The sequence below is a fragment of the Actinomadura sp. NAK00032 genome, assembly GCF_013364275.1.
In the GTDB taxonomy this organism is placed as follows: Bacteria; Actinomycetota; Actinomycetes; order Streptosporangiales; family Streptosporangiaceae; genus Spirillospora.
This window is the reverse complement of record NZ_CP054932.1, coordinates 927,131-943,960: the sequence shown is the minus strand read 5'-3', so window position 1 is coordinate 943,960 and position 16,830 is coordinate 927,131. Positions and strand designations below refer to the sequence as shown.

15 protein-coding genes are annotated in these 16,830 nt (G+C 72.5%); 3 read left to right on the top strand and 12 right to left on the bottom strand.

From position 1 onward, the window contains the following. Positions 1 to 12: 12 nt before the first annotated feature. From HUT06_RS04445 to HUT06_RS04400, 10 genes are all read right to left on the bottom strand, one after another. Positions 13 to 1,305 (bottom strand): nucleotide sugar dehydrogenase, encoded by a 1,293-nt coding sequence (locus HUT06_RS04445; RefSeq protein ID WP_176194531.1) that lies wholly within the window; start codon positions 1,303 to 1,305, stop codon positions 13 to 15. A 45-nt stretch (positions 1,306 to 1,350) separates the two neighbouring features. Then, the gene (locus HUT06_RS04440; protein ID WP_176194530.1) at positions 1,351 to 2,382 is read right to left on the bottom strand and encodes a Gfo/Idh/MocA family protein; all 1,032 of its coding nucleotides are present in this window, start codon (positions 2,380 to 2,382) and stop codon (positions 1,351 to 1,353) included. Next, positions 2,379 to 3,512, bottom strand: a complete 1,134-nt coding sequence (locus tag HUT06_RS04435) for a DegT/DnrJ/EryC1/StrS aminotransferase family protein (protein WP_176194529.1) — start codon at positions 3,510 to 3,512, stop codon at positions 2,379 to 2,381. Before HUT06_RS04435 ends, HUT06_RS04440 begins: the two co-directional genes overlap by 4 nt. Before the next feature lie 150 nt (positions 3,513 to 3,662). Further along, a complete protein-coding gene (locus HUT06_RS04430; protein WP_176194528.1) occupies positions 3,663 to 4,067 on the bottom strand; it encodes a PGPGW domain-containing protein in 405 nt (134 codons plus the stop codon). A gap of 349 nt (positions 4,068 to 4,416) precedes the next feature. Further along, a complete protein-coding gene (locus HUT06_RS04425; RefSeq protein ID WP_176194527.1) occupies positions 4,417 to 6,027 on the bottom strand; it encodes a cation acetate symporter in 1,611 nt (536 codons plus the stop codon). Then, on the bottom strand, positions 6,024 to 6,425 hold the full coding sequence (locus HUT06_RS04420; RefSeq protein WP_176194526.1) for a DUF485 domain-containing protein: 402 nt from the start codon (positions 6,423 to 6,425) through the stop codon (positions 6,024 to 6,026). Before HUT06_RS04420 ends, HUT06_RS04425 begins: the two co-directional genes overlap by 4 nt. Positions 6,426 to 6,611: 186 nt before the next feature. Beyond that, positions 6,612 to 8,342, bottom strand: coding sequence for a cation acetate symporter (locus HUT06_RS04415; protein WP_176194525.1), 1,731 nt, complete (start codon positions 8,340 to 8,342; stop codon positions 6,612 to 6,614). Then, the gene (locus tag HUT06_RS04410) at positions 8,342 to 8,707 is read right to left on the bottom strand and encodes a hypothetical protein (RefSeq protein ID WP_254714976.1); all 366 of its coding nucleotides are present in this window, start codon (positions 8,705 to 8,707) and stop codon (positions 8,342 to 8,344) included. Before HUT06_RS04410 ends, HUT06_RS04415 begins: the two co-directional genes overlap by 1 nt. Before the next feature lie 41 nt (positions 8,708 to 8,748). Beyond that, positions 8,749 to 9,513 carry a LytTR family DNA-binding domain-containing protein gene (locus HUT06_RS04405; RefSeq protein ID WP_176194524.1) on the bottom strand — a complete coding sequence of 255 codons (765 nt, stop codon included), beginning with the start codon at positions 9,511 to 9,513 and terminating at the stop codon, positions 8,749 to 8,751. 164 nt (positions 9,514 to 9,677) lie between these two features. Continuing rightward, positions 9,678 to 10,865, bottom strand: coding sequence for a sensor histidine kinase (locus tag HUT06_RS04400; RefSeq protein WP_176194523.1), 1,188 nt, complete (start codon positions 10,863 to 10,865; stop codon positions 9,678 to 9,680). Positions 10,866 to 11,029: 164 nt separating this feature from the next. Between HUT06_RS04400 and HUT06_RS04395 the strand changes: the two genes are divergently transcribed. From HUT06_RS04395 to HUT06_RS04385, 3 genes are all read left to right on the top strand, one after another. Further along, positions 11,030 to 12,361 carry a hypothetical protein gene (locus HUT06_RS04395; protein ID WP_176194522.1) on the top strand — a complete coding sequence of 444 codons (1,332 nt, stop codon included), beginning with the start codon at positions 11,030 to 11,032 and terminating at the stop codon, positions 12,359 to 12,361. Positions 12,362 to 12,519: 158 nt separating this feature from the next. Further along, positions 12,520 to 12,888: a nuclear transport factor 2 family protein gene (locus HUT06_RS04390; protein ID WP_176194521.1), complete on the top strand. Its 369-nt coding sequence runs from the start codon at positions 12,520 to 12,522 to the stop codon at positions 12,886 to 12,888. A gap of 61 nt (positions 12,889 to 12,949) precedes the next feature. Beyond that, positions 12,950 to 13,312 carry a DUF1330 domain-containing protein gene (locus HUT06_RS04385; protein ID WP_176194520.1) on the top strand — a complete coding sequence of 121 codons (363 nt, stop codon included), beginning with the start codon at positions 12,950 to 12,952 and terminating at the stop codon, positions 13,310 to 13,312. On the opposite strand, the gene HUT06_RS04380 is transcribed toward HUT06_RS04385, so the two are convergent. Together HUT06_RS04380 and HUT06_RS04375 are read right to left on the bottom strand one after the other, a co-directional pair. After that, positions 13,294 to 13,593, bottom strand: a complete 300-nt coding sequence (locus tag HUT06_RS04380; protein ID WP_254714975.1) for a cupin domain-containing protein — start codon at positions 13,591 to 13,593, stop codon at positions 13,294 to 13,296. The genes HUT06_RS04385 and HUT06_RS04380 overlap by 19 nt on opposite strands. Positions 13,594 to 13,648: 55 nt before the next feature. Further along, the gene (locus HUT06_RS04375) at positions 13,649 to 16,369 is read right to left on the bottom strand and encodes an AAA family ATPase (RefSeq protein WP_176201137.1); all 2,721 of its coding nucleotides are present in this window, start codon (positions 16,367 to 16,369) and stop codon (positions 13,649 to 13,651) included. Positions 16,370 to 16,830: the final 461 nt, after the last annotated feature.

The following is a 16,830-nucleotide window of genomic DNA, read 5'->3' as shown; positions in this document are numbered from 1 at the left end:
TCCAGTCGGTGGTCAGCGGGACGGGCCGCCGATGACGACGCGTTCCACGCCGTGCCAGCGCGCCGGGTCGGTGACGCGGCGCCCGTCCACGAGGGCCTTGACGCCCGGCAGGTCGTCGGCGCCCAGGTCCCGGTAGGCGGCGTGGTCGGCCTGCACGATCGCGGCGGTGACCGCCTCCCCCCGGTGCGGAGGGAGCCCCAGATCCGCCAGTTCCTCGGCCGTGTACATCGGGTCGGACACGTACGGGACGGCGCCGCGCGCCCGCAGCGCCTCGACCGTCGGGAAGACGCCGGAGAACGCCGTCTCCTTCACGCCGCCCCGGTAGGCGGCGCCGAGCACGAGCACTTCGGCGCCGGCCAGGTCGCCGTAGGCGTCCGCGAGGAGTCCGACGGCGTAGCCGGGCATGTCCGCGTTGGCGTCGCGGGCGGCGCGCACGACCGTCGCGGACGGGTCGTTCCACAGGTACATCCGCGGATAGACGGGGATGCAGTGGCCGCCGACCGCGATGCCCGGCCGGTGGATGTGGCTGTACGGCTGGGTGTTGCAGGCGTCGATGACCTTCATGACGTCCACCCCGGCCGCGTCGGCGTAGCGGGCGAACTGGTTCGCCAGGCCGATGTTGACGTCCCGGTAGGTCGTCTCGGCGAGCTTGGCGAGTTCGGCGGCCTCCGCCGACCCGAGGTCCCAGACGCCGTTCGGCCGGTCCAGGTCGGGCCGCTCGTCGAAGTCGAGGACCCGCTCGTAGAACTCGGCGCCGCGCCGGGCGGACGCCTCGTCGATGCCGCCGACCAGCTTCGGGTAGCGGCGCAGGTCGGCGAAGACCCGCCCGGTCAGCACCCGCTCGGGGCTGAACACCAGATGGAAGCCGTCGCCGGGGGCGAGGCCCGAGCCGTCCGCCAGCATCGGCGCCCAGCGGCCCCGGGTGGTGCCGACCGGCAGCGTCGTCTCGTAGCTGACGAGCGTGCCGGGGCGCAGGCCCTCGGCGACCGACCGGGTCGCCGCGTCCATCCAGCCGAAGTCGGGCGTGCCGTGCTCGTCCACGAAAAGCGGGACGACCACCACGACCGCCTCCGACTCGGCGACCGCCGCCGCCGTGTCGGTCGTCGCGATCAGCCGCCCGTCCCGGACCGCCGCGCCCAGGTGGACGTCCAGGTCCGCCTCGCCGGGGAACGGCTCGCGGCCGGCGTTCACGTCCGCGACGACCCGCTCGTTCACGTCCGCGCCGATCACCCGGTGCCCCTTGCGGGCGAACTGCACCGCGAGCGGAAGACCGATCTTGCCCAGCGCGACCACGCAGATCCGCATCAGCCACCTACCTCCCCCGAAAAGACCCCACGCGCGTGAAACAGATCAGACGGCACCCAGTACCTCCGCCGGGCCGAGGTTCACCGTCGTGCCGAGCCGCGCCGACTCCAGCACGGCCACCGACACCTCGACCGTCCGCAGGCCCTGCCGCAGCGTGACGATCCCCGGCGCGTCGCCGCCGGCCGCGCCCGCGCGGACCGCGTCGCGGAACCGCTCGTGCTCGACCAGCAGCGGCTCCCGCTTCGGGATCGCGTACCGGACCATGTCGCCCTCGGACACGCCGCGGAACGTCCGCAGCGCCTCCCACTCGGTGCTCGTCTCGCCGTTGGCGTAGAACGTCAGGTCAGCGGTCAGCGTGTCGGCGACGAAGCAGCCGCGCTCCCCGGTGACGGCGGTGGTCCGCTCCTTGAGCGGGCTCAGCCAGTTCACGAGGTGGTTGACCATCGCGCCGTCGGCGAGGCGGCCGACTGCGGCGACCATGTCCTCGTGGGGACGGCCGGTGCGCGCCACCGTGTGCGCGCAGATCGACACGTAGTCCTGGCCGGTCACCCAGGCGGCGAGGTCGATGTCGTGGGTGGCGAGGTCCTTGACGACCCCGACGTCGGCGATCCGGTTGGGGAACGGGCCCTGCCGCCGCGTGACGACCTGGAACACCTCGCCCAGCTCGCCCGCCTCCAGCCGGGCCCGCAGGCTCTGCAGCGCCGGGTTGTAGCGCTCGATGTGCCCGACGCCGGCGACCAGGCCGCGCGGCTCGAACGCCTTCACCAGCCGCTCGGCGGCCTCCACCGACGCGGCGAGCGGCTTCTCGATCAGCGCCCCGGCCCCGGCGTCGGCGAGCGCCAGGCCGACCTCCTCGTGCAGCGCCGTCGGGCAGGCGACCACCGCGTAGTCGACGCCGAGGTCCAGCAGGTCCTGCACCGAGTCCAGCAGCGGCACGCCCGGCGGGACGCCCACGGGGCGGTCCGCCGGGTCGACGACCCCGACGAGGTCGACGCCGTCCAGTTCGTTCAGGACCCGCGCGTGGTTGCGTCCCATCACGCCGAGCCCGACCAGCCCGGCCCGCAGCGGCACGCTCATGACGCACCCCTCCCCCCGGTAGTTGCGTACTCCCCCGCCACCTCGTTGACGGCGTCGGCGACCCGCGCGAGCTCGTCTTCGCCCACCCCCGGATGCACCGGCAGCGACAGCACCTCGGCCGCGGCCCGTTCCGTCTCCGGCAGGTCCCAGCGCGGGTCGGGGCGGCCGTCCAGCAGGAACGGCCGCAGCCGGTGGACGGGCGTCGGGTAGTAGACGGCGCTGCCGATCCCGCGCTCGTCCAGCCCCCGCTGGACGGCGTCGCGCTCCGCGACCCGGACGGTGTACTGGTGGTAGACGTGCCGCGCGCTGTCCGCGACCGGCGGGACGGCGGCGGCGGTGATCTTCGCGTCCAGGAACCGGGCGTTGGCGATGCGGCGCTCGGTCCACTCGGGCAGCCGCTTCAGCTGCTCGCGCCCGATCGCCGCCGCGACGTCCGTGAGCCGCATGTTGGCGCCGACGATCTCGTTGGCGTAGCGCTGCTCCATGCCCTGGTTGCGCAGCAGCCGCAGCGTCCGCGCGGTCTCCGCGTCGGCCGTGGTGACCATGCCGCCTTCGAGGGCGTGCATGTTCTTGGTCGGGTAGAAGCTGAAGCAGCCGACCGTCCCGAGCGCGCCCGCCGGGGTCCCGCCGAGCGCGGCGCCGTGGGCCTGGCAGGCGTCCTCGACGACGGCGAGGCCGTGCCGCTCGGCGAGCGGGCCGATGCGGTCCAGCGCGGCCGGGTGCCCGTACAGGTGCACCGGCATGATCGCGGCGGTGCGGGGGCCGATGGCGGCGGCGACGGCGTCCGGATCGACGCAGAACGTGGCGGGGTCGATGTCGGCGAAGACCGGCTCGGCGCCGGCCAGCCGGACGACGTTGGCGGTCGCCGCGAACGTGAACGACGGGACGACGACCTCGTCCCCGGGGCCGATGCCGAGTGCGATCAGGCTCAGTTGCAGCGCGGACGTCCCCGAGTTCACCGCGACGCAGTGGCGGCCCCCGGCGAGCGCGGAGAACTCGTCCTCGAACGCGGCGACCTCGGGCCCCTGCACGACCCGCCCGCTGCGCAGCACGCGCACGGCCGCCGCGATCTCCGCCTCCCCGATCACCGGACTCGCCGCGGGAACGGCCTTCTCCGTTTCCACGGGCATGCTCGGACTCCTCAGGCGAATGGTGGGATCGACGCACGATGATGCGTGCTCAGCAAGATCCCCCCACCGGAGGGACGGACGCCCACCGTCCGCGGGCCATCAGCGGAAGCCTGGCTTAACGGAAAGTGTCCACACCCCCGCATGGCCGACTCATTGCGCTTTTCCGGCTTTCACCCGCCGATAGCTCCAGTAGAGCAATCCGTAAAGGATGAACCCGGACAGGATCAGGCCCGACCCGGCGCTCCACCCCGAGAAGGGCAGTTCGTCCACGAGCCCCCAGACGATCCCCGCGCCGATCAGAGCCAGCCCCGTCAGGATCGACCCGGTCAGCCGCCACCAGGAGGTCACGCTCTCCTCCGCCGCCTGGATCGCCCGCTCCCGGACCGGCTCGACGTAGCGGTCCACGGCCGGGAACTCCCGCGCGAGGATGAGCAGCCCGGCCAGCACGAGCAGCAGCCCCGGCCCCGGCAGCACCAGCAGCGCGACACCGGCGAGCAGCACCAGCCCCCCGCCGACCAGCACCACGCCGCGCTTGGCCGACCTTCCGTACCCCATCGCCCCTCCCGCCCGGACGGGGCCCGGACCGTTCCCCCGCCAAGTCGCCGTGTCGTCCCACGGTAGATCTTGCACACGGCGCCCTCGCCAAACCCCGTCCCACCCCGCCGAAAAGACTTGGCCGCCGAAAAGACTGGGCCGCCGAAAAGACCAGGCCGCTGAAAAGACCAGGCCGCTGAAAAGACCGGGCCGCTGAACGCACTCGCCCGCCGAGAAGACTCGGCGGGCATGGAGCGGCCCCGTCCCAAGGGGGCGTGGGGCGGGACGGGGCCGCGAGCCGCGCGGGACCGGGCGACGGTCGCCCGCGCGGCGGGCAGGGCGGGGGGCGGCGGGGGCGCCCCCCGCGGATCTAGTGCTCGGTCGCCTGCTCGGCGCCGGCTCCGGTCAGCGAGCGGACCTCGATCTCGGCGTACTTCTGCGCGTTGAACTCCTTGCTGAGGACGGTCCCGAGGAACCCGCACAGGAAGCCGACCGGGATCGACACGATGCCCGGGTTGCTGAGCGGGAACCAGCTCCAGTCGTGGTCGGTGAACAGCGCCTTGTCCGAGCCGGACACGACCGGGGAGAACGCCACGAGGAAGATCGCCGAGCCGAGGCCGCCGTAGATGGCGGAGACGGCGCCGGAGGTGTTGAACCGCTTCCAGAACAGGCTGTAGAGGATCGCGGGCAGGTTCCCGGACGCGGCGACCGCGAACGCGAGCGCGACGAGGAAGGCGACGTTCAGCCGCTGCGCGTAGATGCCCAGCACGATCGACACGGCGCCGATCACGAAGGCGGCGATGCGCGCGACGCGGACCTCGTCCCGCTCGCTGGCCTTGCCCTTGCGGAACACGTGCGCGTACAGGTCGTGCGAGAACGACGAGGACGAGGCCAGGGTGAGGCCGGAGACGACCGCGAGGATCGTCGCGAACGCCACCGCCGCGATCACCGCGAGCAGGATCGTGCCGCCCGCGTCACCGAAGATGATCTCGCCGATGCGTTCGGCGAGCTGCGGTGCCGCGGTGTTGCCCGCCGCGTTGACCGCGGAGATCTCCTTGGAGCCGACGAGCGCGGCGGCACCGAAGCCGAGCACCAGGGTGAACAGGTAGAACACCCCGATGAGGCCGATGCCCCACATGACGGACTTGCGGGCATCGCGGGAGGTCGGCACGGTGTAGAACCGGATCAGGATGTGCGGCAGCCCGGCGGTGCCGAGGACGAGCGCGAGGCCGAGGCTGATCAGGTCGAGCTTGCCGGTCAGGCCGGAGTCCTCGGTGGCGTAGCGCAGGCCGGGCTCCAGGAACGCGCCGCCCTTGCCGCTCTCGTCGGCGGCGTCCTTCAGCAGCGACGACAGGTTGAAGCCGAACTCGCCCAGCACCAGCAGCGTGATCAGCGCCGCGCCGGTCATCAGCAGGACGGCCTTCACGATCTGCACCCAGGTGGTGCCCTTCATCCCGCCGAACACCACGTAGATGATCATCAGCACGCCGACCATCGCGATCGTGGCGCCCTTGGCGAACTCGCTGGTGAAGCCGAACAGCAGCGCCACCAGCGCGCCCGCGCCGACCATCTGCGCCAGCAGGTAGAAGATCGACACGACGATGGTGGAGACGCCGGCGGCGGTGCGCACCGGGCGCGGGCTCATCCGGAACGCCAGCACGTCCGCCATCGTGAAGCGGCCGGAGTTGCGCAGCAGCTCGGCGACCAGCAGCAGCGCCACGAGCCAGGCGACCAGGAAGCCGATCGAGTAGAGGAAGCCGTCGTAGCCGTACAGCGCGATGAGCCCGGCGATGCCGAGGAACGACGCGGCGGACATGTAGTCGCCGCCGATCGCGAGGCCGTTCTGCGCGCCGGAGAACGACCGTCCGCCGGCGTAGAAGTCGGTCGCGCTCTTGGTGTTGCGGCTCGCCCACACGGTGATCCCGAGGGTGGCGGCCACGAACACCAGGAACAGGATGATCGACAGGGTCTCGTTGCTCATCGGGCGTCCTCCGCGGTCTCGGCGGCCCCGGTGGTCTTGGTGGTGTCGACGGTGTTCGCGGCGCCGCCGGCCTGCGCCGCCTCGACGTCGCCGCGCACCTTGTCGGCGAGCGGGTCGAGGCGCCGCTCGGCGTGCCGCGAGTACATGTACGCGATGCCGAACGTGGACACGAACTGCAGCAGCCCGAAGACCAGCGCGACGTTGATGGAGCCGACCAGCTCGTGCCCCATGAAGCCGCGCGCCCACCCGGACAGCACGACGTAGAGCAGGTACCAGCTGAGGAACGCGGCGGTCATGGGGAATGCGAATCGGCGGAACCTGCGGCGGAGTTCCTGGAACTCCTCGGTGCCCTGGAACCGTTCATAGACGGTACCGGGGGCGCTCTTATCGACGGACACGACCGCCCTCCTCTGTTGTGACGCCAATCACGCGCCACGGTAAAGATCCAGCTCGGAGGGGACGAGGGGGCGGCGCCGGGGCTGCGGCAAGGTGCCGGTCATCGTCGCCGGAATGTCACCCCTGTCGATGAACGGTCGCTTTGGCGCGACGAACGGTCACCCGCGACGGGGCCTCCGAGCGCACGGTCACACTCTGCGGGGCCGCCAGGTACCGCGATCGACGTTGAGCGACTCTGGAGTGTGCAGCCGCACCATCATGCGGGCGACGCCCGGCGGCACCCGGCGCTGGGTGCACAGCGACACCAGGATCATGACGGTGAAGGCGATCGGCACCGTCCAGGCGGCGGGCTGGGCGAGCAGCGCCCCGGCGAGCCCGGACGGCGGCCCGGCCGCGATCGTCACGATCACGGCGGTACCGGCGAGCACGCCGCCCGTCACGAGCCCGGCGAGCGCGCCGGGCACGGTGAGCCGCCGCCACCACACCCCGAGGACGAGCAGCGGGCAGAACGTGGACGCGGCGACGGCGAACGCGAGCCCCACCACGTCCGCGACCGCGAGGGACCGGGCCGCGATCGCCAGCGCCAGCGGCACCGTGAGCGCGAGCAGCGTCCCCACCCGGAACGACCGGACGCCGCCGCGCAGGATGTCCTGCGCGAGCACCCCGGCCACCGACACGGTGATGCCGGACGACGTCGACAGGAACGCCGCGACCGCGCCGCCGGTCACCAGCGCGCCGAGGAGGTCGCCGCCGACCCCGCCGATCAGCCGTCCGGGCAGGGTCAGGACGACGGCGTCGGCCCGTCCCGTCATCAGCAGCTCGGGGGTGTAGAGGCGGCCGAGCACCCCGTACAGGGCGGGCAGCAGGTAGAACGCGCCGAGCAGCGACAGCACCATCACGGTCGTGCGGCGCGCGGCCCGCCCGTCCGGGTTGGTGTAGAAGCGGACGAGGACGTGCGGGAGCCCCATCGTCCCGAGGAACGTGGCGAGGATCAGCGAGTACGTGGCGTACAGCGAGTGCTCGCGCCCGTCGAGCGGCATCGCCCATTCCCGGTCGGTGGTGACGGGACGCCCGCTGACGTGCGGGACGTCGGCGCCGGCCGGAAAGGTGACGGACGTGTCCTGGTCGATGTGGTGCCGCCCGGGGTGCAGGGTCAGCGGCGCGTTCGCGTAGTGCCGCCCGTCGACGTCCCCGTCCGCAACGACCTGGACGGGCGCGGTCACGTTGACCGTGACGGCGACGCCGACCGCGACGGTCGTCCGGTCGGCGAAGCGCGGCGGGACGTCCGACGACAGGCCGGGCGCGCCGTCGCCCCGCCACGCCAGCAGCAGGAACACCAGCGGCACGGCCAGCGCGGTCAGCTTCATCCAGTACTGGAACGCCTGGACGAGCGTGACGCTGCGCATGCCGCCGCCCAGCACGTTCACCGCGACGACGACCGCGACGAGGACACCGCCCGTCCACACCGGGGCGCCCGTCACCGTCCGCAGCACGAGCCCGGCGCTCTGGAACTGCGGCAGCAGGTACAGCCAGCTGATCAGCACCACCAGGACGCTCGCGACGCGGCGCACGGCCATCGACTCCAGCCGCGCCTCGGCGAAGTCGGGCAGCGTGTAGGCGCCGGACCGGCGCAGCGGCGCCGACACCAGCACGAGCAGGACGAGGTACCCGCCCGTCCAGCCGACCGGGAGCCACAGCATGTCGGCGCCGTAGGCGAGGATCAGCCCGGCGATGCCGAGGAAGGACGCCGCCGACAGGTACTCGCCGCCGATCGCGGACGCGTTCCGCAGCGGCGTCACCGTCCGCGACGCCACGTAGAAGTCGGACGTCGTCCGCGAGATGCGCACGCCGAGCACGCCGATCAGCACCGTGGCGACCACCACGAGCAGCACCCCGGCGAGCCCGTAGGCGGCGCTCACTAGGGATCCTCGGATGGGCGGTCGGCGCGGTCGACGAGGTCGGCGAAGTCGTCCTCGTTGCGCTCGGCGAGCCGGACGTACCACCAGCCGCACGCCACGAACCACGGGTAGATCAGCCCGCCGAGCACCACCCACGGCAGCGGCAGCCCGAACAGCTCCCGCTCGCGCACCTCGGGGACGAGCGCGAACAGCAGCGGCAGCCCGAGCACCACGGCCGCGAGCACCAGGCACAGCCGGGCGGCGAGCCGCAGCTGGGTGCGCAACAGCGAGCGCATGTACGCCTCGCCGAGCCCGGTCTGCTCGTCGATCTCCCGGGTCACCGGGTAGCGCGGGCGCCGGACGGTGCGGGCCCGGGGCCCGGTCACCAGCGTCCGCCCCGGCGCGATCTCGCGCCGCTCCCCCGGGCTCAGCGGGCCCTCCTCGCCCGCCGCACGAGCAGGTCGCGCAGCTCCCGGACATGCCGCCGGGCCACCGGCAGCTCGGTGCCGCCGACCAGGATCGTGCAGCGTCCCGAGTCCAGGCGCAGCTCCTCGATCGCCGACAGCGCGACCAGGTGGCTGCGGTGCACCCGGACGAACCCGGCGCCGCTCCACCGCTCGACCAGCGCGTTCAGCGGGATGCGCACCAGATGGCTGCCGCCGGACGTGTGCAGCCGCGCGTAGTCGCCCTGCGCCTCCACGTACAGCACCTCGGCCGGCGTGACGAACCGGGTCACCCCGCCCAGCTCGACGGGCATCGGCTCCGGCTCCGCCGGCGCGGGGTCGGCGGCGGCGTCCGTCCAGCCGGCCTCCTCGGCGGCCTCCGTCACCCGCGTGATCGCCAGCCCGAGCCGCTCCGGCCGCACCGGCTTGAGGATGTAGTCGGTCGCCTTGATCTCGAAGGCGTCCACCGCGTGCCCCTCGTAGGCGGTGACGAACACGATCTGCGGGGCGCGGGCGAACTGGGCGAGGACGCGGCCGAGCACGGTGCCGTCCAGGCCGGGCATCCGGATGTCGAGGAAGACGGCGGCGACGGGGCGCCCGTCGGCGAGGGCCCGGTCGAGCTTGCGCAGCGCGGCGGCGCCGTCCCGGGCGGTGTGGATCTCCCCGATCCGCGGGTCGGCGCGCAGCAGATGGACGAGATCGTCCAGCGCGGGAGGCTCGTCGTCCACCGCAAGGACACGCAGGCCCACCGCATCGCCCCTTCACTCCGCCGTGCGCCACATTCCAGTCAACCCCGCCGGGACAGTCAAGAGGCGGTGACGCCCGGACGGTACTTCGGCACTCGCACGATGGCCTCCCGTCAAGAGGCGGTGACGCCCGGACGATACTTCGGCACCCGCACGATGGCCTCCCGTCAAGAGGCGGTGACGCCCGGACGATACTTCGGCACTCGCACGATGACCTTCGTCCCGGCGCCGGGGCCCGTCTCGACCGCGAGCCCGTACTCGTCCCCGTACACCTGGCGGAGCCGGTCGTCCACGTTGGCCAGCCCGATCCCGGACTCGTCCGCGCCCGGCAGGCGGCGCTCGCCGGCGAGCAGCCGCCGCACCTCCTCGGGGTCCATGCCGATGCCGTCGTCCTCCACGCTGATCTCGCAGTCGGACCCGGCGTCCTCCGCCACGATCGTGATGACCCCCGGCTCGGACCTGTCCTGGAGCCCGTGCCGGACGGCGTTCTCCACGAGCGGCTGCAGGCACAGGAAGGGCACGGCCACCGGCAGCACCTCGGGCGCGATCCGCAGCGTCACCCGCAGCTCCTCCCCGAACCGGGCCCGCTGGAGCAGCAGGTACCGGTCGATCGAGCGCAGCTCCTCCGCCAGCGTCGTGAAGTCGCCGTGCCGCCGGAACGAGTACCGGGTGAAGCCCGCGAACTCCAGCAGCAGCTCCCGCGCCCGCTCCGGGTCGGACCGGACGAACGACGCGATCGTGGTCAGCGAGTTGTAGATGAAGTGCGGCGAGATCTGCGCCCGCAGCGCCCGCATCTCCGCCTCCATCAGCAGCGCCCGCGAGTGGTCCAGCTCCGCGAGCTCCAGCTGGGCGTCGACCCACTGCGCGACCTCCTCGGCCGCCCGGATCAGCCCGGCCGGGACGTCCTCCCCGTAGGCCGCCAGCGTCCCGACCACCCGGTCGTCGGTGGCGAGCGGGACGACCACGACCCGCCGGATGGGGCAGTCGATCCGGTCGCAGGTCACGTCGTGCACCTGGGTGCGCCCGTTGCCCAGCGTGACCCCGGCGTGCGAGAGCCCCTCGTCCGCGTGGTGCCCGTGCTCCCCGTCCCAGGCCAGCAGCCGCTCCCCGTCGGTGATCGCGAGCGCCCGGCAGTCGAGCAGCGCCCGCAGGTGCCGCGCGGCCTTCTGCGCGCCCTGCTCCGTCAGCCCGGCCCGGAACGCGGGCGCCGCGCGGGACGCGGTGTGCAGCATCTCGAACGTCGCCCGCCGCGCGGGCCCGCCCAGATCACCGCCGCGCCCCTGCCGCCGCCACCACAGCAGCACGGGAACCCACGTCACCACCAGCGTCGCGGCGACGGCTACGGCAACGTCCATCCCGCAAACTTATGCCGCGTCCGCCCCGGAAAGTGAACCTGATCACTTTTCCCGCTAGTACAAACCAGACATTCGTGACATGTTGATCAAGCCGACAACCGATCTTGGCCGGAGCCCGCCCCTCCCCCCAGAATCACGGCCGGGCCCGGCCGTGAGGAGTGCGCATGCGCCGAAGTCTGGCCGCCCTTGCCGCCCTGGCCCTGTCCGTCCCCCTGCTCACCGCGTTACAGGCCCCCGCCCACGCGGACGAGCTCTCCCTCTCCAACTTCCAGCTCCGCCCGAACTCCTACGGCACCGACCTGCAGACCCGCGCCGACAACCTGCCCCTGGTCAAGGCGACCGTCACCAACATCATGAACGACCTGAACCGGCAGGACGACGACAATCCCGCCGAACAAGGCGGGGCGTGCGAGCCCAACGCCGTCCAGGACACCGACGGCAACGGGGACCCCGTCCCCCGCCCCACGTTCAACCGGAGCATCTGCTTCAACGACGGCGACAACGCCACCGCCCAGTGGTACCCGCAGGGCGTCACGACCGTCGCCGACATGCAGGCCGACCAGGAGTGGGGCGACGGCTACCAGCCCGTCCTGGTCAGCTGGTACGACCACGACGACAACGCCGACGGCATGGTCAAGGGCGTCCGCATCAGCTTCATGAACCCCGGCACGGGGGCCTACCGGCATGTCCTGCTGGTGTACCCGCGGGCCAACGGCGACTACGACACCGTCCGGGTGTCCGAGGACCCCGCCAGCGGCGACTACAACAAGGCGCTGCACGCCGGCGGCATCCTCTGGTACGGCAACTACCTGTTCGTCGCGGACACCGCGCGCGGCTTCCGCATGTTCGACATGCGCCGCATCTACGACCTCGGCGCGTCCCCGAACGGAACCACGAGCGGCGCCGACATGGTCGGCCTCCACGGCGACACCTACTACGGCTACGGCTACCGCTACGTCATGCCGCAGATCGGCTCCTGGACGCGGACGGCCCCGACCGGCACCACGTGCACCTTCTCCGACCAGTCCCCGCAGTTCTCCTACGTCTCCCTCGACCGCAGCGGCACCGACCACCTCATCGCGGGCGAGTACTGCGCTGGGGACCGGGAGGCCAACGGACGCGTCGCCGCCTGGCCGATCTCGGGCGCGTTCGACGCGAACAACAACCTGATCATGGACACGGCCTACCGGTGGAACGCCGACGTGGCGCACAAGCTGCCGGACAGCAACGTCCAGGGCGCGACCCGCTTCAACGGACGCTGGTACCTGAGCCGCAGCCACGGCGAGAACGCGGCCGGAGACCTCATCACCACCGAGCCGGCGAACTCCTCCACCGTCAACCTGGTGATCGACCGTAAACAGCCGCTGAGCATCGGTCCCGAGGACCTCTCGCACTGGCAGAGCGGCACCGACCCCGCCAACCCGCTGCTCGGCACCTTCTGGACCGTGGGCGAGCACCCCGGCAAGCGCATGGTCTACTCCGTCTACCCGACCTGACCCGCCCCGTGCCCGGCCGGCGCCACCCCCGGCCGGGCACGGCGCCCTCGGGCGCAGGTACCTAAGGGCGGAAAGTACCTAAGCACGTCAGATTCCCCGCTTCTCCGGCCTCCCTAGCGTGGTGATCACAAGCAAGGGCACGCACCAAGGAGAAGCACATGAGCGACGTCACCGAGCTGGTCCAGCGCTACCTCGCCGCGTGGAACGAGACCGACGCCGGCGCGCGGCGGGCCGTCCTGGCGGACGTCTTCGCCGACGACGCCGTCTACACCGACCCGCTGGCGTCCGTCCAGGGCAGGGACGGGCTGGACGCCACGATCGCGGCGGTCCAGGCGCAGTTCGGCGGGCTGGTCTTCAGCCTCGGCGGCGCGGTGGACGCCCACCACGACATCGCGCGGTTCACCTGGCACCTGGGCCCGGAGGGCGGCGAGCCCGTCGTCATCGGCTTCGACGTCGCGGTGATCGGCGAGGACGGGCGGATCCGCCAGGTGCTCGGCTTCCTCGACCGGGTGCCGGCCGGAGCCTGACCGCACCGAGGGGCGGGCCGCGACGGCCCGCCCCCCCGTCCACGCACCCCGAGGAGGAACCGTGACCGCCTACGTCATCGCCCACTTGCAGGACGCCCCTCCGCACCCGGAGATCGCGGACTACATCGAGCGCCTGCCCGGCACCTTCGCGCCGTACGGCGGCCGCTACCTCGTGCACCTCACCGCGCACGAGGTGCTGGAGGGCGGCTGGCCCGGAGCCGTCGTGATGATCGGCTTCCCCGGAATCGCCGAGGCGCGGGCCTGGTGGGACTCGCCCGCCTACCGGGAGATCGCGCCGCTGCGCTCGCGGCACATCGAGGGCGACATCATCATGGTCGGGGGCGTTCCCGACGGCTACGACCCGGCGCCCGCCGCGAAGGCCATGCGGGACGCGCTCGCCGCCGGTCAGGCCGGGACGTCGTAGTTGAACCCGAAGGCGCGCACACCGGTCTCCGTGCGGGGCCGGTGGCTCGTCCCCGGACCGAACGCCACATACGTGCCGGGCCCGTGCACGTGGTCCCCCTCGATGAGCTCCCCGCGGACGACGAAGTACGCCTCGCCGTAGCTCTCGTGCACGTCCAGCCCCGGCCATTCGGCGCCCGGGTCCAGGTCGATCACCCACGTCCGGATGCCCGGCATGCCCGGAAGCATCCGGACGTGGACGCCGGGACCGAGCTCGACCGCCGGGACCCCATCGACGTCCACGGGCAGGACTTGCCCGGAAAGTACCTGTTCAGGAGCCGTCACGGTGGGCAGCCTCTCACAGCCCGAGCAGGTCGGCGACGTCCTTCAGCTCGCCCCGCGACGCGACGCCGAGCTTGGGATACGCCTTGTAGAGGTGGTAGCCGACCGTCCGGTGGCTGAGGAAGAGCTGCGCCGCGATGTCGCGGTTGGACAGGCCACGCGCCGCGAGCCGGACGATCTGGAGTTCCTGCGGGGTGAGCACAGCGGCCGCGCCGCCGCCCCGGGCACCCCGGTCCTGGACACCGGTGGCGGTCAGCTCACCGCGGGCACGCTCGGCCCACGGGCGCATGCCGAGCCGGTCGAAGACGTCCAGCGCGTCCTCCAGCCGCCCCCGTGCCTCCGCCTTGCGCCGGGCGCGGCGCAGCCACTCGCCGTAGAGCAGCGCGGTTCGGGCGTACTCCACCGCACGGTCGTCCCGGTCGTGCAGGCTCAGGGCCTCGGTGTAGAAGACCTCGGCCCGCTCGTCGGCGGCCAGCAGCCCGCGGCAGCGCAGCACGAGCGCGTCCGCCCACGGCTGCCGGACGGACTCCGCCCACCGCTCGAACCGCTCCAGCGGCTCCACGGCCCGCTCCGGCGCCCCGACCCGAACGGCCGACTCCACGAGGTCGGGGGTGGCACGGGTGGCGCAGATGTGATGGCGCATCGGCTCGCGGGTCAGCCGCTCGAAGCGGGCGAGCGCGGCCTCGGCGCGCCCGAGCCCGAGGTCGAGCAGCCCGAGCGACCAGTGCGCCCACGGCGCGCCGGGCGAGACACCGCCGACGGCGGCCCCGGCGAGGCCCTCCTCGGCGTTGCGGCGGCAGTCGTCCTCCAGCCCCCGCGCCGCGTCGAGGTAGGCGAGCACGCTGCTGAACTGGCCGACCCACTGCCGTTGCCCGGTGTCACCCGCAAGCTCCAGGGCCTCGGACGCCGTGGCGAGCGCGTCCAGATGGCGTCCGGTGAAGACCTCGCCCTCCGCCACGAAGAACAGCACGGTCGGCAGCCGTCCGGCACCACCCCGGTCACGCTGCTCGGCGGCCAACTCGGTCGCCATCGCGTGCGCTTCAGCGTCCTGCCCCAGCGCGAGCGCAGCACCGCAAAGGATCATCAACACCTGATCGGGAACCCGCCGCCGCACCACCTCTAGCGTGTCCCCCAGAGACGGCGGCCGCCCGGCATGCCCCCGATCAAGATGAGCCAGAAAGAGACCGATCGGCGCGAACGGACTCGTCCCGTCCAATGCCAGCGCGGTCAACCGCTCCAGCGTCCCCGCGAGCACCCCCTCACCCAGATACCAGGACGGATGCACGGCCTGGACGAGCAACGCGGCAGCCCGATCCGGATCCACATCCCCAACAACCGCAGCACCATCAACGAGCGCCCGGTGCGCGGCGGCATAAGACCCTTGCCAGAAGTCCACGTGCGCCCGCACCGCCGCAATCCGTGCATTCCCAACCGGATCCTGCTCCAGCCTCCGGGACGCGCTCGTCCCCAACACACTGGCCCGTTCCAGATCCCCCGCCTCCAGGGCCGCCTCCGCCGCCAGGACCTCCCGGCGCGCCCGAGCCTCCGCCCCAACACTCAACCGAGCGGCCTGCTCATACGCGGCCGCAGCAGCCTTATGACCACTGCGCTCCCGAGCACGAACGGCCGCACGCTCCAGCACCACGGCGACCTTTTCATCAGGACCGGTGGCGGCGGCCGCCAAATGCCAGGCCCGCCGATCACTCTGCTCGGGCGCGTCAAGCACCTCGGCGAGCGCACGGTGAACAGCGAGCCGCTGCCCAAGCAGCGCCCGCTGGTAGACCGCAGCCCGGACCAGCGGATGGCGAAACCGGATCGTGCCCTCAACATCCCCCCGCAGCACCAGGCCGGCCTCCTCAGCCGGGGCCAGAGCCTCGACGGTCGCCCCCAGCGCCGCAGCGGCGCGAAGGATCACGGCCACCTCCCCGGACTCCTCGGCCGCCGCCGTCAGCAACACGCTCTGGCACGCCTCCGGCATCCGGCTGACCTGCCCGTGGAAGGCCAGCCGCAGGCGGTCGGTCAACGGCAGAGCACCCGGCGCGAACGCCGCATCACCTTCAGCGGCCAGCGCGACTGGCAACTCCAGCAGCGCCAACGGGTTCCCACCCGCCTCAGACAGCAAGCGGTAACGCACGACGGGAGCAAGCGGAGACCGGTCGAGCAACGCGGCGGCCGCCTCCGGAGACAGCCCACCCAGCCGCAACTCCGGAAGGCCCGCCGCAGGAAAGGCACCCTCCCCGTCCCGGACGGCGAAGATCATGACCACACCCTCTGCCCGCAGGCGCCGGGCGGCGAACAACAGCGCGTCCCGCGAGGCCCGATCGAGCCACTGCGCGTCATCGACCAGGCAGAGCACCCCGTCCGCACCCGCGAAGTCGGTGAGCAGGGACAACACGGCGAGCCCCACCAGCATCGGATCAGCCCCACCCCCCGCCCTGAGCCCGCACGCCACCTCCAGTGCCTCACGCTGCGGAGCCGGCAGCGCAGAAAGACCACCCACAGCCGGCCGCAACAGCAACTGGAGCCCCGAGTAAGGCAACTCCGCCTCGAACTCGACCCCCGTTCCGCGAACGACGCGCATGCCCCCGGCCGTCACAGCAGCGTGGTCAAGAAGCGCCGTCTTACCAATCCCCGGCTCTCCCCGCACCACCAGCACCGCACTCTCCCCACCCCGCGCCCCGGCGAGCATCCCCGCAACCGCCGCAACCTCCGCCTCTCTCCCACAAAGCTCAACCACCTCACCCACGACGCACCCCGCCCCCTTTATCCCCTTCGTCCACCTCTACAGATACAGGCTCCACCACCTCTCGCCCCCCACCCACACCTCACGCCACCGATGGGCAGGCTCGACCTCGACCAGCCTCCGCCACACCACCTCCAGGCCGCGGCCTCCCACTCGCCCACGTGGCCGTCACGACACGCGCACCCCCTCCAACACACAGGTGATCACCCAATCCGACCGAACTCGGACCAGCGCAAACACCGTGGTCACCCAGTGACGGCGACCGACCGCAGGGCTGGGCGGCGAACGCGGGGTGCAGAAGCGGATCCGCGACAGGACGCGGCCGCCAGCGCCGACGCTCACGCCGAACGCGGGGCATGGAACGACCTAGGCCATCGCTCCAACACGCTCCACGCGACCACCCCACAACATGGCCGAGCTGCCAGAGGCGACGGGCACAACAGCCCAGCCCAAAC

Excerpts from the sequence above, each read along its gene's own strand:
- HUT06_RS04425 (WP_176194527.1), bottom strand. The coding sequence starts at position 6,027 with ATGAGCAACGAGACCCTGTCGATCATCCTGTTCCTGGTGTTCGTGGCC.
- HUT06_RS04395 (WP_176194522.1), top strand. The coding sequence starts at position 11,030 with ATGCGCCGAAGTCTGGCCGCCCTTGCCGCCCTGGCCCTGTCCGTCCCC.
- HUT06_RS04445 (WP_176194531.1), bottom strand. The coding sequence starts at position 1,305 with ATGCGGATCTGCGTGGTCGCGCTGGGCAAGATCGGTCTTCCGCTCGCG.
- HUT06_RS04430 (WP_176194528.1), bottom strand. The coding sequence starts at position 4,067 with ATGGGGTACGGAAGGTCGGCCAAGCGCGGCGTGGTGCTGGTCGGCGGG.
- HUT06_RS04440 (WP_176194530.1), bottom strand. The coding sequence starts at position 2,382 with ATGAGCGTGCCGCTGCGGGCCGGGCTGGTCGGGCTCGGCGTGATGGGA.
- HUT06_RS04435 (WP_176194529.1), bottom strand. The coding sequence starts at position 3,512 with ATGCCCGTGGAAACGGAGAAGGCCGTTCCCGCGGCGAGTCCGGTGATC.
- HUT06_RS04390 (WP_176194521.1), top strand. The coding sequence starts at position 12,520 with ATGAGCGACGTCACCGAGCTGGTCCAGCGCTACCTCGCCGCGTGGAAC.
- HUT06_RS04400 (WP_176194523.1), bottom strand. The coding sequence starts at position 10,865 with ATGGACGTTGCCGTAGCCGTCGCCGCGACGCTGGTGGTGACGTGGGTT.